General features: G+C 50.9%; 13 protein-coding genes. 3 read left to right on the top strand and 10 right to left on the bottom strand.

Annotated features, from left to right (window positions below; genetic code table 11):
* The first annotated feature begins 162 nt into the window (after positions 1-162).
* Positions 163-489: a hypothetical protein gene (locus PBA01S_RS06070; RefSeq protein WP_127575556.1), complete on the top strand. Its 327-nt coding sequence runs from the start codon at positions 163-165 to the stop codon at positions 487-489.
* Positions 490-569: 80 nt separating this feature from the next.
* On the opposite strand, the gene PBA01S_RS06065 is transcribed toward PBA01S_RS06070, so the two are convergent.
* The 10 genes from PBA01S_RS06065 to PBA01S_RS06020 form a co-directional block, all read right to left on the bottom strand.
* On the bottom strand, positions 570-1,175 hold the full coding sequence (locus PBA01S_RS06065; protein WP_016313922.1) for a response regulator transcription factor: 606 nt from the start codon (positions 1,173-1,175) through the stop codon (positions 570-572).
* Between the two features lie 6 nt (positions 1,176-1,181).
* Positions 1,182-2,291, bottom strand: coding sequence for a sensor histidine kinase (locus PBA01S_RS06060; RefSeq protein WP_127575555.1), 1,110 nt, complete (start codon positions 2,289-2,291; stop codon positions 1,182-1,184).
* A gap of 27 nt (positions 2,292-2,318) precedes the next feature.
* Complete coding sequence (locus tag PBA01S_RS06055; protein WP_127575554.1) at positions 2,319-3,473, bottom strand: DUF418 domain-containing protein; 1,155 nt, start codon at positions 3,471-3,473, stop codon at positions 2,319-2,321.
* A 202-nt stretch (positions 3,474-3,675) separates the two neighbouring features.
* A complete protein-coding gene (locus tag PBA01S_RS23065; RefSeq protein ID WP_232228314.1) occupies positions 3,676-3,801 on the bottom strand; it encodes a hypothetical protein in 126 nt (41 codons plus the stop codon).
* A 346-nt stretch (positions 3,802-4,147) separates the two neighbouring features.
* Positions 4,148-4,900 carry an iron ABC transporter ATP-binding protein gene (locus tag PBA01S_RS06045; RefSeq protein ID WP_127575553.1) on the bottom strand — a complete coding sequence of 251 codons (753 nt, stop codon included), beginning with the start codon at positions 4,898-4,900 and terminating at the stop codon, positions 4,148-4,150.
* Complete coding sequence (locus tag PBA01S_RS06040; protein ID WP_127575552.1) at positions 4,897-5,961, bottom strand: iron chelate uptake ABC transporter family permease subunit; 1,065 nt, start codon at positions 5,959-5,961, stop codon at positions 4,897-4,899. The genes PBA01S_RS06045 and PBA01S_RS06040 overlap by 4 nt, the downstream gene beginning before the upstream one ends.
* Positions 5,961-6,980 carry an iron chelate uptake ABC transporter family permease subunit gene (locus PBA01S_RS06035; RefSeq protein ID WP_371859500.1) on the bottom strand — a complete coding sequence of 340 codons (1,020 nt, stop codon included), beginning with the start codon at positions 6,978-6,980 and terminating at the stop codon, positions 5,961-5,963. Before PBA01S_RS06035 ends, PBA01S_RS06040 begins: the two co-directional genes overlap by 1 nt.
* A 13-nt stretch (positions 6,981-6,993) precedes the next feature.
* On the bottom strand, positions 6,994-8,046 hold the full coding sequence (locus PBA01S_RS06030) for a siderophore ABC transporter substrate-binding protein (protein ID WP_127575550.1): 1,053 nt from the start codon (positions 8,044-8,046) through the stop codon (positions 6,994-6,996).
* Positions 8,047-8,314: 268 nt separating this feature from the next.
* Positions 8,315-9,745, bottom strand: coding sequence for a sensor histidine kinase (locus tag PBA01S_RS06025; RefSeq protein WP_127575549.1), 1,431 nt, complete (start codon positions 9,743-9,745; stop codon positions 8,315-8,317).
* Positions 9,735-10,466, bottom strand: a complete 732-nt coding sequence (locus PBA01S_RS06020) for a response regulator transcription factor (RefSeq protein ID WP_127575548.1) — start codon at positions 10,464-10,466, stop codon at positions 9,735-9,737. The genes PBA01S_RS06025 and PBA01S_RS06020 overlap by 11 nt, the downstream gene beginning before the upstream one ends.
* Before the next feature lie 148 nt (positions 10,467-10,614).
* Here PBA01S_RS06020 and PBA01S_RS06015 point away from each other — a divergent pair, with 148 nt between their 5' ends.
* Positions 10,615-12,912, top strand: a complete 2,298-nt coding sequence (locus PBA01S_RS06015; RefSeq protein WP_127575547.1) for an alpha/beta hydrolase family protein — start codon at positions 10,615-10,617, stop codon at positions 12,910-12,912.
* Positions 12,909-13,664, top strand: a complete 756-nt coding sequence (locus PBA01S_RS06010; protein ID WP_127575546.1) for a CPBP family intramembrane glutamic endopeptidase — start codon at positions 12,909-12,911, stop codon at positions 13,662-13,664. Before PBA01S_RS06015 ends, PBA01S_RS06010 begins: the two co-directional genes overlap by 4 nt.
* The last annotated feature ends 84 nt before the right edge of the window (positions 13,665-13,748 follow it).

The raw sequence follows: 13,748 nt of genomic DNA, 5'->3' as shown, positions 1-13,748 counted from the left end.
CATAATGATAGTTCTATTTTAATTATATATAATATATTCATCATGACATATAGTACAGTGATTTTTACGTGATTGGGAAACTCTTTTTCTCATTCCACCCGAAATTCTCCTCTGCTAGAATAGAAGAAAGAGATGACATGAAATGGAGACCAGGAATTCTACATGAACCGTAACTTATCGAATTGGTTTAGGCCAACGGATCAGCGGACTTTCACTCAGCAGAAGTGGTTATTAAATACGGTGATGATCATCGGGGGATTTCTCGTTGGGGCTGGGGTAGCCGACAGCTTATTAGCGGTTAACCACCTGAATGTCGACCAACTGGCCCGAGGGCTGACCATTTTCAGTGCGGGGCTGACCATTATCGTCCTTGTGATCAACACCAAGTCGCAAAGAGCGGCCGAACAAGTGCAGCTTGAGACCCAGCTTCAATTAAAGCGGATCGAGCAGCAGCTTGAGGAGATTCGCAGCCGGATTTCACAAGAATAAAAAAAGAAGACCTTATCGTTGAACGATAAGGTCTACAATAGTATTAGACCGAGACTATAACGAAGGTCTCCTGCCTTCGCCTAAATCCAGCCTTGCTCCCTCGCCCGCTCCGTGGCCTGCTGCCGGGTCTCCACCCCGAGCTTTTGAATCGCCAGGGATAAGTAGTTTCGGACCGTTCCTTCCGTCAAAAACAACGTCTCCGCAATTTCCCGAGTTGACCGTCCGGCATGCGATAACCGCAGCACCTCAGTCTCCCGTTCGGTCAGCGGATTGTCCTCTCTAAGAAACAGCACCTCCGCCAGGTCCTTGCTAATCACGCGCTCACCGGCTATCACTCTGCGGATGGCATCGATCAGAAACTCGATGGGCTCATCCTTTAGCAGATACCCCTCTAATTTGAGGTCCATCGCTTTCTGTAAATACCCCGGACGGGCAAAGGTGGTCACGATTATCACTTTCCCCGGATTTCCGGACCGTTTAAGCCGCTCGGCAACCTCCAACCCCGTCAGCCCCGGAATTTCAATATCCAGCAAGCACACGTCAGGCTCCAGGCGCACAATCGCCTCCCATGCGGCTTCTCCGTCCTCCGCTTCGGCGACAACCTCGATATCCTCTTCAAAAGACAACAGCGATTTAAAAGCCCCGCGCAGCATTTGTTGATCCTCGGCAATGACAATTCGGATCATCCGTCTTCACCCCCTATTTCCCATAAGCGGTACAATAAACGTAATGGATATCCCTTGCTCCGGGCGCTGCTTCATTTCAACTTCACCTTGCAGCATCGCCATGCGCTCCTGGAATGACTGCACGCCGTTACCTTTTCCCGGCTCCAGCTGACCATTCCCGTTATCGCTCACTTCAAGATAAAGTCGCTGATCCCGCTCGTATCGGGTGATCATGCATTCGCTAGCCCCGCTATGCTTGATGATGTTCGTGACCGCCTCTCGGACGGATAACGCTAGCATCGTTTCCGCCACCGGGGATAGAGGGGTTAACGGCGTCTCATTTGAAACAAGCAACCGAATCCCTACCTTTTGCAAAAGATCCCCCGCCAGCTCGATCTCCTTCTCCAGCGGAACATACTTCATTCCGGTCACCAGCTCCCGCACCTGCTTTAAAGCGTGTCTGGAGGTGTTCACGATATCTCGCAGCTCCTCCTTGGCTTGATCAGGGTGTTGATCCACTAACCGGATGGTCAGCTCGCTTTTCATCTTAATCATCGTCAAGGTTTGCCCTAACGTGTCATGAAGATCCCGGGCGATCCGGTTTCGCTCCTCCTCTTGAATATATCGTTCCAGCTGAGCATTCGCGAGATTGAGCTTCTCCTTCAGCGCCTTATTTCCCTCTCGAACCTGAAGGATGGGAGGGACCGCCAGTTGAATAATCATCACCGGAAAATAAACCGTCCGAAAGACTCCCGCCGGCTCCCCTTCATGGATCCAACCAGCCAGAATGAACATCGCGGCAATGCCGACCATACCGATGCCGATGACCCGCTTGCGATCCGCCCTTCCCAAAAAATCCGCAAACACGAAGCCATACAGCAAAGCCCCCATCCCTTCATAGACGCTCAGCGCGAGAATCAACAGGAAGCCAACGCAGCTGCCCAGGAGCATCAGCCACCGACGTTGCCATAGGCAAATATAGTATGAGGCTAGGAACAGGAGAAGAAACCCTATTTTGACGAGGATCGGATAGGGAACGTCCAGCATCAGCACCCGGTAGATTAGAAATACAATGATAATAACGTCCAGCAGTAAAAACTTCTCGATTTGGTCCGCAGGATACAGCTTCCGTAACAATGGGCATCCTCACCTTATGCTTGATCCTCAAGCGGCCAGCTTGCCCGCGAGGTTCGTCATCCACCTTCTCGTCGCTTCCAGCGGCCCGAATCGGAACCGCTTGGACCACAGCGAGGCAAATACGATTTGGAAACTGGAGATGGCCAGCCAGATGAGAACCGTGGTAAATGCGTCCACCTTGCCTCCCAGGCCAAGACCCCATCCATAAAAAATAAGGGAAGCGGTGATATTTTGCAAGACATAGCAGCTCAGGGACATCCGCCCCACCTGCTCCAGCCGATTCCACAGCCACAGCCCTTCGTATCGTTCAAACAGCTTCGCGATGAGTGCAAGATACCCCAGCGAGAGGATCGGTGCAAATAAGTACCGTACAGGGAAATCCAGATACCCGCCCGGGATAAAAATCAGCAAATTCAGCGGAACCCCGATCGCCAAGCCCAGCTTCAACAGCTTTCCTCGGTGCCGCCGCCCCTGCTCATCGGGGGCAAACACCCCGGACCGCATCATCCGAATGCCCAGCAAGAACAGAAACAAATTCATGGGAATTACGAACACGGCTTCCAAACGGAGCGCCACGAAATTTGCCAGGCGATCCTGTACCTGTTGAACCCAGCTGCCGCCGCCATATAACGCTGTCGTCGCACGCATATCTCCCATGGAGATATGCGCCCCGGAGAGTCCGAGATAGATCCCGAAGCCCAGGATCAGCAGCATGATTCCTCCATGCCCCCCGCCAAAGATCCACATCGCCCGCCGAATCGCCCGATCCCCGCCTTTGACGATAAAAGCGGCAATGATCGCCGTGATCCCGTAGCTCATCAGAATGTCATACTCCATCACCAGTGTAAAATGCAGCAACCCTTCCGCCATCAGGATAAACGACGTCCAAAGGTACATTCCCGGCCAGGGGTTCCCCCGCTTCAAGGCCTGGCGATACTTCATCTCCAGCCCAACGCCAAACATGATCGTCAGCAAGCCCAGCAGCTTGCCGTTGACCAAGAACAACACGAAGACTCGCACGAAGTCCTGAAGCGACGACCACCACGCCGCATGATAAAAAGTAAAGACATAATTAATGTCTCCCAAATGCGCGAAAATCCAGATATTCGTCCCCAGCGTCCCCAACACCGCGAACCCTCTCAGAATATCGAGCAAGCGTATTCTCCCGCCGTGATTCTCCATCCCTTTCCCGCCCTTTCGTTTCTTGAATTATTGTAGCTTCATTCTACATTTAGGCACGGGAGCGGCGGAATTCACAGGTGTCAGGAGATTGGGATGACAGTGTCATGTGATCGCTTTTATAGGGCTCAAGGCTGCAGATCAGCCTCGTCCAATGTACTTGATTCTCCGTTGAATCTGAATCAAGCCTTCTGATAATACAATTTCACTTTACGGCAGGCCAGATTTCATTCTTGGAATTCGGACTATAGAGATCTTGACTGATATAAGCCTCAATAGTCGGGAGTTCAGCAGGCACATACCCATTTGAAGGCAGCCATTCCGAATAAATTTGTCTGTAGGTATTTACAAATGCGGTTGGGACAGGTCCCTGGATTGTAGTTTTCCGATCCCTTTTCGGGCTTCACTCGGAGTAACACCATGCTGTCTGTGCTGATTAATTCTTGTGCCGCCAGCGTTAACCGACGCCGCCGAATATAATCACCAACCGTGATATCGGTCAGGATCAAGAACGTGAGCTTCCATATAATCAATCGCCTTCTGCAATGATTCAATCAATGCCAATTTAGCTCAATCAAGGGGCTCTCCTTGGTTCAAAAGACACCAAAAAGGCGAGCCCAGGACAACCTGAAACTCGCCTCGTACAGCTTTATGCTCTTAACTGATCTCCCGCTCACCTAATAAACTGCGATCGGACCATAAGGTCCTTCGATAATTTCAATTTTCGTTTCGAAAATGTCCGACAAAATTTCAGGCTTCATAATCTCTTGAACCGTTCCGAATGCGGCAATTTGTCCATTCTTCATCGCGCAGATGCGATCGGAATACTTGGCGGCGAAGTTGATGTCATGCATGACGGTAAGAATGGTTCGGCCAAACTCATTCGCGGCGATCTTCAGATGCTCCATCATCTGTACCGAACGGGCAATGTCCAAGTTGTTGAGCGGTTCATCTAACAGCACGTACTCGGTCTCCTGACAGAGCACCATGGCGACATAGGCTCTTTGCCTCTGCCCGCCGGACAGTTCATCCAAAAACCGATGCTCAAGGTCCGTCAGCTTCAGAAAATCGATGTACTTCGAAATGATGACTTCATCTTCCTTGGTTAATCTTCCTTTGGAATAAGGGAATCTCCCGAACCCTACGAGCTGTCGGACGGTCAGTCTCGTCACGAAATGATTCTCCTGGCGCAAGATCGTGAGGATCTTTGCTAGATCATCGGATTTCGATGTTGTCACGTTCATATTGGCGACGGTAATTTGCCCTTCATCCATGTTCAGCAACCTGCCGATCATGAGCAGGATTGTCGATTTCCCAGCCCCGTTCGGACCAATTAAGGAAGTGACCCCGGCTTTCGGAATATCGATGTTTAAGGGCCCGATTTTAACCTCTTCCCCGTACCATTTTCTAGCGTTCTGAATACTTATCATAGCGACCTCTTCCTTAAGATTACGATAAGAAATGTAAGTCCACCAAACAGCTCAATAATGACCCCTACGACGGTTTGCGCATGAAACACGTGATATAACAAGAAATACGCAGAAGTGAGAATGCAAAACCCGATAGCAAAAGCCATAGGAAAGACATATCTGTGATCATACGTGGGTGCCGCTTGGTAACTCAGCATCGCCACTAAAAAACCAAAAAAGGTCAGCGGACCAAGCAATGAAGTCGAAATCGCCATCAAGACAGCGACTAAGACCAGCGTGAAGATGATCCCCTTCTGATAGTTCACGCCGAAGGTCGTGGCCACATCTTTGCCTAGCGCCAGGACATTTAATTTTCTAGAGAAGAAGAACAAACCTAAAGCCGTAAGGACCACCAGCGGAATGACGATCGGAAAATATTCCGAATCCGCATTATTAACCGAGCCGATCAGCCTGGACTGCAGCAGGTCAAACTCCGATGGGGCCAGCATCCGTCTCATAAAGCCTGAAACGGAATTGAGACCTGCTCCAATAATGATGCCGATGAGAAGCATTAGCTGCAGATTGCCATACTTCCCGGACAGCAGCCATCCATACAAGATTAAGCTCAACAGAATCATCAGCGAAACCTGAAGGAAGAATGCACCCGGCCCCGTAAAGCTCACAAGCGCACCCGCCCCGAAGAAGAACAACGTACCGGTCTGGATCGCTGAATACAGGGATTCATAACCGAGCAGAGACGGGGTAATCATCCGGTTACTCGTTACCGACTGAAACGCCACGGTGGAGAAGCTATGGCACAATGCAGCAATGAACATGGCGACAATGGCTACAAGCCGTCGCTTGACCACAGGAACGAAGGACGGCGAATCCACCGGGACGGGATTGTTATAAAGCAGCAACCCCAATGCCGCAAGCAGACCCACACCAAGGAACGACATGAGTAAAATCCAGTAGCGTTTCGCTTCCTTCTTGGTTCGAAATGCGCTGGCAGATCTAGCACGAGGGCTGGCATTGGAATCGCGGTTTGTACTGAGTTGAGATTCCACAGTTAAGGTCTTCATTACAGCCTCCTGCTTCTTCGTTGTCTGAGCAAAATGAGGATGAAAACGACCGCGCCTACGGTCCCTAGAATTAAGGAGACCGGCACTTCGAATGGCATGATGATCACCCTCGATACGATATCGCACAGCATGATCGTCCCCATCCCCATGACACATACCCAAGGGAGATTGCTGCGAAGATCATCTCCGCGAATCATAGATATGATGTTCGGGACAATCAATCCTAGGAAAGGAAGATTGCCAATGACCGAGGCGACAATCCCCACGGCAACCGCGATGAGTAAATTCGCCAACAGAATCAGTCGCTTGTAATTCACACCTAAAGCAGTGGCTACGTCTTCTCCCAATCCAGCTAACGTTAGACGATTGGCATATAGAAAAATGAAGAACGTGACAATGATAATAATCCACAAATATTCATATCTTCCGGCTTGAACTGGAGCGAAAGAACCGATGAACCAGCCTTCGATCACTTGAGACATGTTAAAGAAGAGCGACAAGAAAGTGGACAATGCCGAGATGACGGCACCAAGCATTAATCCAATGATCGGAACGATCAGAGAAGAGCGAAGTCTTACACTCCTTAGGAAGAAGAAGAAAACCATCGTTCCAACGAATGAAAATATAATTGCACCCGTCATCCGTACTACTAATGAAGGGCTGGGGATTAGCAAGTAGACCGTAAGCAGACCTAAACCCGCCCACTCCGTTGTTCCGATGGTGGTCGGCTCGACCATTTTGTTCTGTGTCATCAGCTGCATGATCAGCCCTGTCATGGCCATCGCCGCCCCGGTAAGCATTAAGGCCACCGTTCTTGGAATCCGAGTGATGAAGAACATATCCCAGCCGTCTTCTTGTCCAAAGATATCATACACCCCCGTAAACAGAGAGATGATACCTAGAATAATAACGCCGAGGATGGCAAGTATGAAGGGAAACGTCCATATCTTTTTACGCTTAGAAAGCTGAGGTTGAGAAGTAGTCTCAACCTCAGCGATAACATTCTCGGGCACAATCATGTACTCCTTTATTTTACTTCTTTAGAGTTTGCGCAATTTCTTGGAAGATTTCAATGAACGTTTGAATCGATTCATTTGTGTAGGTGTCCGTAGGAGCATACAAAACTTGTCCTTTAGATACGGCTGTTGTATTTTGAAGTGCCGGAGCGTTGTTAATTACGTCTTGAGCAGGAACACTCTCTTCTCCGCTGGAAGTTGCAGCGTCGCGATCAAGTACGAACATCCAATCCGGATTGCTTTGCGCAATAGCTTCTACAGAAACTTCATCCCCTTGGTGGTCAGTAGTTGCGTTCTCTACCTCCAGTGCTGGAACCCAGCCGAAGATATCGTACAGCGGACCCCATACGCGGCCAGTAGATGGAGCAGCGAAACCAATATTACCACCAGAAACAATGACGCTCATGACTTTGTCTGTTCCATTGTAAGCTGCTTTCGCGTCAGCCAGCGCTTGATCGAATTCGGCTACCAGTTGAGCTGCTTCTTCATTCTTATCGAAGATTTCACCAAACTTCGTTGTAATCTCTTTGAAGCCGTTGACCAGATTGTCACCTGGCGTGCCATTTTCACCGGATACATCAACGTTTACATCAATGACGGCTGCATTCGGAACAAGCTTCTTAATATCTTCGTAGTAGCCGGAGAAACGTTGACCTACAATCACCAGATCTGGGTTAACCGCAGCGATGACTTCCAGGTTAGGCTCTCTGTGGTTACCGATATCTTGTACCGATTCGTCGGCAACATAAGGGGAATCTTTAGGCATTACCCCTTTAGGTGCAGCCGCGAGCTTAACCCCCCAATCCGCAAGGGTTTCAAACGTTCTGTTATCCAAAGCAACGACGCTCTTCGGATTAACCGGAACCGTTACCGTACCATGGCTATCTGTAAACTCAACGGTCGTTGGTTTTGCTGCTTCCGTCGATTCAGCGGACGTTTCGGTTGCAGTGGAAGCGTTGCTGTTATTTGCTTTCACATTGCTTTCCCCCGCAGTGTTTGTATTAGAGGAACATGCGGCTAACGCCAACACCAAGATTATCATCATGATACTCATTGTGAATCTTTTCATTTGTATGACCTCTCCTTTAATTCAAAATTATATAAACTGAATGATGAACTAAATCCGTATGTACCTTGTTCCATCCTTCATGAATTTACTTCCTTACATCGCAAGTTATCATTCATTGATAATAATTATCATTATCACTGAGTGTTATTGTAGCATCATGAAAAATTAATATCAATACAGAAATTCAAATTTTTTTGCATTTTAAAATTAGAGAATTTTGTGAAGTCTACGAACCAGAGATAAGAAAAAAAGCCCAGTCTTATATCGACTAGGCTTTGACCGAGCTCATCTCCCCCGTCTTTGGCAAGGTCAGCACAAAGCGCGTCCAGCCTGCGTCGCGATCAAGCACAAGGCTGCCTTCATGCTTCTTTGCGATATGCTTGGCGATCGTCAGGCCAAGCCCTGAGCCGCCGTCGCTCTTGCGCGCAGCGTCTCCGCGGACGAACGCCTCGAAGACACGGGCACGCAGTTCAGCGGGGATGCCAACGCCGTTGTCTGCAACCTCAATCCGCACTACGTCCGGCTCATCAATAAGCGACAGCCGTACATGCGTCCCCGGTGGATTGTATTTCAGCGCGTTCGCCAGCAGATTGGAAACGGCTCGATACAGCAGCTTGGTATGAATCGGCACCGACACCTCGTCTGAAGGAATGTCGAACTCGAACGTCATCCCTTTCTCCTCGAACATATCGTAATAATCGGCGGCCATTTCGCGCGTGAACTCTGCAAGATCACATCCCTTTTTGACGACAGGATAATCCGGAACCTCCAGCTTCGCCAACTCGAAGACATCGTCGATCAGTTCCGCGACCAGCTTCGTCTTGCCGTGGATGAGACCAAGTGTCCGTTGACGTCCGGCCTCCTCCTTGATGACCCCATGCTGCAGCGCTTCTACGTAACCTTGAATCGTCGTGATCGGCGTTCTCAGATCGTGCGAAATATGGACAAGCATTTGCTGCTTGCTCTCCGCCAGCTGTCGATTGTTCGCTTCTGCTCGCTCCAGCTTTTCCGCCATCTTGTTGAAGCTCTCCTGAATTTGCGCCAGCTCGTAATTCGCTTCGATGTGAAGCCGCTCATGGTAACGCCCATCCGATACACTCCGGATACCTGCGGCAATCGCGCTAAGCGGGTTAGTTAATCTGACTGCGGCCAAGCGACTGTATACATATACATTTATTCCAAATAGCAAGACGAACAACGCTCCCGTCTCGGCTAGTGCGATCCAGAAGATTCTCTGATAGTCCTCCGTCATCTCGTTGAGCATGAATTCCGCTTGGATCTGTTGTTTCGGCAGCCGGACCAAGACGTAACGACGCTCTCCGTCCTCCGTATGAAATGGAGCCATTGACGTATAGTACGGATTGTCGTCCGTATCGTAAAAAAGAGCGTTCACTTCCCGCTCCGTATACGCTGTTCTGTCACCGTCCCGCTTCTCTCCCCTAACCTCCTGGATCCGCAGCTGCTCATCGAGAACTTCCGCCCAACCGCCCACTTCTTCAACCACATCGGTCGGGATATCGGCCGGATTTGGTCGAACAATCGCATGGGCTTGCAGCAATGACATATCCGCAGGCATCCGCACATTGGTTCTTTCCACGAAAAAAAGCAGCAGCAAGACGAAGCTTATCCCCAGCGTGAGAGAAAAAATCACGTAATTCCGCAACAACATCCCAAACAGCTTTTGGGGTCTACGTCGCATCTAACTCATCCTTTTTGGCGAACCGGTATCCGAGTCCGCGGACCGTCCGAATATAAAAAGGTTCCCGCGGCGAATCCTCGATTTTGTCCCGTAGTCGGCTGATCTGCACCATAATCGTATTGTCATCTGCGATATAGGGCTCGGACCACACCTGCTCGAAGATTTGCTTTTTCGTAAAAATACGCCCCGGTTTGCTCATAAACAACTTCAGCAGCTTGTATTCGATCGCGCTCAGCTCGATCGGTTCTCCACGCTTGTACAACAGGCACGCTTCATGATCCAGGATCAACTCTCCAAGTCGGGTCTCCACGATGCCCTTGCCCGCACCAGCTCCCTTAGCCGTGCCGGCGTCGTTGAATTCGTATGTTCTTCGCAAGTGCGCTTGAATTCGGGCCACTACCTCCAAGGGACTAAACGGCTTTGTAATAAAATCGTCTGCACCGAGGCCAAGCCCGGCGATTTTGTCCGCCTCCTGGTTTTTGGCCGACAGCACAATCACCGGAATCTTGGAATGGCCGCGTATCCATTGAAGGAGCTTGAAGCCGTCCACATAAGGCATCATGATATCAATCACTGCCAGGTCAATGGACTCGCGAGCGAACCTCTCCATCGCGGATTGTCCGTCGTTGGCTTCAAGAACGTGATAGTCCGGCTCCAAAAAAAGCTTCAGCATATCCAAGATATCCTGCTCGTCGTCGACTAACAGTATCGTTTTGCGCATGATTCCACCACCTCACTCCTTCGTAATGTTCGCACCGTGCAGCCGTTTTCCTGCTATGTAAGGTTATTGTAAGGAAAGCGACAGGCGGTAGAAAGGCAAAGTTTCTATATTGGATGTTGTAACTTTTATCTGAGAAAGAGGTCATATTATGGCAGAAACAGAGTTGTCCAGAAGAGGTTCCATCCGAACGTGGCGGAATCGGCTTGTCGAGGGGTTCAAGCGTAGGCCCCCGTTGTCTCCCGGTTGGAAAGGAGCATCCATCGCGCTCTATGGTATCGCGGGCGTCATTTTTCTCATCCAAAGCTATCACCTGATTGGGTCGCGGGGCCTGTGGGATTATGTGATCGGAACCGGAGTGTTCCTGATTGCCATTACTTTCATTGCCATGATCCTTGCTGGGGTACTGCATCTTGCCAAGCGTGTGCCTTCGAGGTACATAGGTCTGGCACTTGCCTCCTTCATCCTGATGTTCATCAGCTTCATCGGTCCGATGACGGTCATGCTGATCGTCACCTTGTCCGTGCTGACCGGCTGTTCCTTATCGGGGGCGTTGATCTCCCGCTGGATCCGGGGTTCCTATCGCGAAGTGACAACACGCACCAAGGTGATGGCCGGAGTGGCGACGGCAGTGACCGTAGCTTTTACCCTCTGTACGGGAGTTTGGTTGGTCGATGGCGGGCGCGCCGAACTGGTGAAGCCTTACCGGCTGTCGGCCATGAAGGCAGCGGGGCATTCCTCGGGAACCCTAGCGAATCCTGCGGAGCCAGGAACGTATCCGGTTCAAACCCTAACCTACGGGAGCGCAGACAGCTACCGTAAGGTTTTTAACGCAGAGGATTCGCTGATCACAGAGCCGGTGGACGGGTCTGCTTTTGTAGCGAACTGGTCCTCGCTCCGGACGAAGACATTTGGTTTTGGGCCAGATGCGATGCCGTTAAACGGACTGGTCTGGTATCCAGACGGAGACGGGCCCTTTCCGCTGGTGATGATCGTGCATGGCAACCATCTTGCCACCGATTATTCAGACCCGGGCTATGCCTATTTAGGGGAACTGCTGGCAAGCCGCGGCTATATCGTCGTGTCCATCGATGAGAATTTTCTCAACACGTCGCCCTTCGACGACTTGTTCATGTTGAACGTGCTGGAGAAGGAAAACCCGGCACGCGGCTGGCTCATGCTGGAGCACCTGAGCGTATGGAAGGAATGGAACAGCACGGCGGGCAACCCGTTCTACGGGAAAGTGGACATGAACCGGATCGCGCTCATCGGCCACTCCCGGGGCGGCGAGGCAGTCACCGTGGCGGCCGCGTACAACCGGCTGAAGTCGTCGCCGGAGGACGGCAACATCAAGTTCAATTACGGCTTTGGCATCCGTTCCGTCATCTCGCTGGCGGGTACAGACGGGCAATACAAACCGGCAAGCCAGCCAACGGAGTTGACTGATGTGAACTACCTCGCCCTGCAAGGCGCCCACGACATGGACGTCAGTTCCTTTGCCGGAGCAAGCCAGTACAACCGGATCCGGTTTACCTCGGGCAGCGATGATTTCAAAGCGTCCGTCTATATCTACGGGGCCAATCACGGGCAGTTCAATACGGTATGGGGCCGGAGCGATGCACCGGGGCTTGGCAACCTGCTGTACAACCTGGCCCAGCTGATCCCGCAGGAGGAGCAGCTGCAAGCGGCGAAGGTGCTCATCTCGTCCTTCCTTGATGCAACCTTGTATGGGAGAACAGAGTACCGAGCTATTTTCCAAAATCTAGGTTACGCAAAGGAATGGCTGCCGGATACGATGTACATCCACGATTATTCAGACGCCCGGACGACGCTGATCAGCACCTTCGACGAGGATATCGACCTCTCCACAACTACGCTGCCCGGCGGGCAACTGAAGGGAGAGCATCTCACGGAATGGAAAGAAGAAAAGGTCGAAATGAAGTTCGCCCCTGGTCCGTTTAACGCCGTTCGTCTCGGATGGGACCGCGTCAAGGTCGATGGCACTCCTTCTTATACGATCGCCTTACCCGATAATGGGGTTGCTATCCCGCCGAATGGCACCCTCGTCTTCTCCATGGCGGATCGGTCGGGTACACAGGAAGAGCTGGTCGATCTGACCATCGAAGTCGAGGATATCAGCGGCAACACGGCCTCCCTGCCGCTAAGTGCAGCGGGCGGTCTGCTGCCGATGTTCGAAGGCGGTATCGTAAAATGGCCGTTGACGTCGCTGATGCCGACCAAAGAGCCGGTGTTTCAAAACTTCGCTTTCCAGCTATCCGACTTCAGCCACGTCAATTCGTCGTTCCAGCCGGAGCGGATCCACCAAATCCGATTCGTATTTGATCAATCCGCCAGCGGCTCGATCTATTTACGTGATGTCGGCATTCGTGACGATGCTGCTGTCATCAATGCCTTGAAATCTAGTATTGGGAAGGAAAACGAGCGATGACCACAACAAAGAGAATGTTATCTGCAAAAAAAGTGATTGCCGCGATCGTACTAGGCTTGATCTCCGGGGCTTTGCTAGGAGCCCAGCAAACGATTGTCTTATCCCCTGAACTGGAAGATCAAATCGCGGCGCAACTCGGGTCGAAGCAAGTCCTTATTCTGATCACCATGCTTCAAACGGCAGTGTTAGCCGGACTGGCTACAATCGCAGGGATCTGGGCTGCTCCCAAAGTGAATCTGAACAAGCCATTGGTGTGGAGCAGAACCAGCCTGGTAGCAGCGCTGAGCATCGGACTGTTGTCCGCCAGTTTTATTGCCATTGCAGAGAAGCTGGTGTTTGCCGGAAGTTTGGGACTATCGGAGAAGTTTGAATTTTCCTGGCTTTATTTTGCGGGAAGCGTATTGTATGGGGGAATCATTGAGGAGCTTCTAATCCGATTCGGACTGATGTCGATCCTCATCTGGCTGGCCAGCAAGCTGACAAACACCTCGGATCGCAATAGCATCTATATCGTGGGAATAGTCTTGGCCGCCTTGATCTTTGCCGCAGGGCATCTTCCTGCGACTGCACAAATGCTGGGGTTAAGCAACGTGACTGTAGCCCGGACGCTATTGCTTAACTTCTTGCCGGGCATCGGATTTGGCTATCTGTATTGGAAACACGGAATAGCCTACGCCATGCTCGGACATATCGCCACGCATGTGATTAACCAGTTGATTTTGCTTCCTGTGTTGTTCAATGGGATAAACTAAGCATAGTGAGAAACCACAACCGCATAAGGTTGTGGTTTCTCTTCATGGGTGCGAGGGGCGTCGTATCCCTGTCCTATATATTTG

This window comes from Paenibacillus barengoltzii NBRC 101215 (genome assembly GCF_004000745.1).
Taxonomy (GTDB): domain Bacteria; phylum Bacillota; class Bacilli; order Paenibacillales; family Paenibacillaceae; genus Fontibacillus; species Fontibacillus barengoltzii.
Note: the sequence above shows the minus strand (reverse complement) of the source record. Positions and strands in the feature narration are given on the sequence as shown.

What these genes read in the sequence shown, in the direction of transcription:
- PBA01S_RS06070 (WP_127575556.1), top strand. Translation starts at nt 163, where the DNA reads ATGAACCGTAACTTATCGAATTGGTTTAGGCCAACGGATCAGCGGACT.
- PBA01S_RS06065 (WP_016313922.1), bottom strand. Translation starts at nt 1,175, where the DNA reads ATGATCCGAATTGTCATTGCCGAGGATCAACAAATGCTGCGCGGGGCT.
- PBA01S_RS06055 (WP_127575554.1), bottom strand. Translation starts at nt 3,473, where the DNA reads ATGGAGAATCACGGCGGGAGAATACGCTTGCTCGATATTCTGAGAGGG.
- PBA01S_RS06045 (WP_127575553.1), bottom strand. Translation starts at nt 4,900, where the DNA reads ATGATAAGTATTCAGAACGCTAGAAAATGGTACGGGGAAGAGGTTAAA.
- PBA01S_RS06040 (WP_127575552.1), bottom strand. Translation starts at nt 5,961, where the DNA reads ATGAAGACCTTAACTGTGGAATCTCAACTCAGTACAAACCGCGATTCC.
- PBA01S_RS06035 (WP_371859500.1), bottom strand. Translation starts at nt 6,980, where the DNA reads ATGATTGTGCCCGAGAATGTTATCGCTGAGGTTGAGACTACTTCTCAA.
- PBA01S_RS06030 (WP_127575550.1), bottom strand. Translation starts at nt 8,046, where the DNA reads ATGAAAAGATTCACAATGAGTATCATGATGATAATCTTGGTGTTGGCG.
- PBA01S_RS06025 (WP_127575549.1), bottom strand. Translation starts at nt 9,745, where the DNA reads ATGCGACGTAGACCCCAAAAGCTGTTTGGGATGTTGTTGCGGAATTAC.
- PBA01S_RS06020 (WP_127575548.1), bottom strand. Translation starts at nt 10,466, where the DNA reads ATGCGCAAAACGATACTGTTAGTCGACGACGAGCAGGATATCTTGGAT.
- PBA01S_RS06015 (WP_127575547.1), top strand. Translation starts at nt 10,615, where the DNA reads ATGGCAGAAACAGAGTTGTCCAGAAGAGGTTCCATCCGAACGTGGCGG.
- PBA01S_RS06010 (WP_127575546.1), top strand. Translation starts at nt 12,909, where the DNA reads ATGACCACAACAAAGAGAATGTTATCTGCAAAAAAAGTGATTGCCGCG.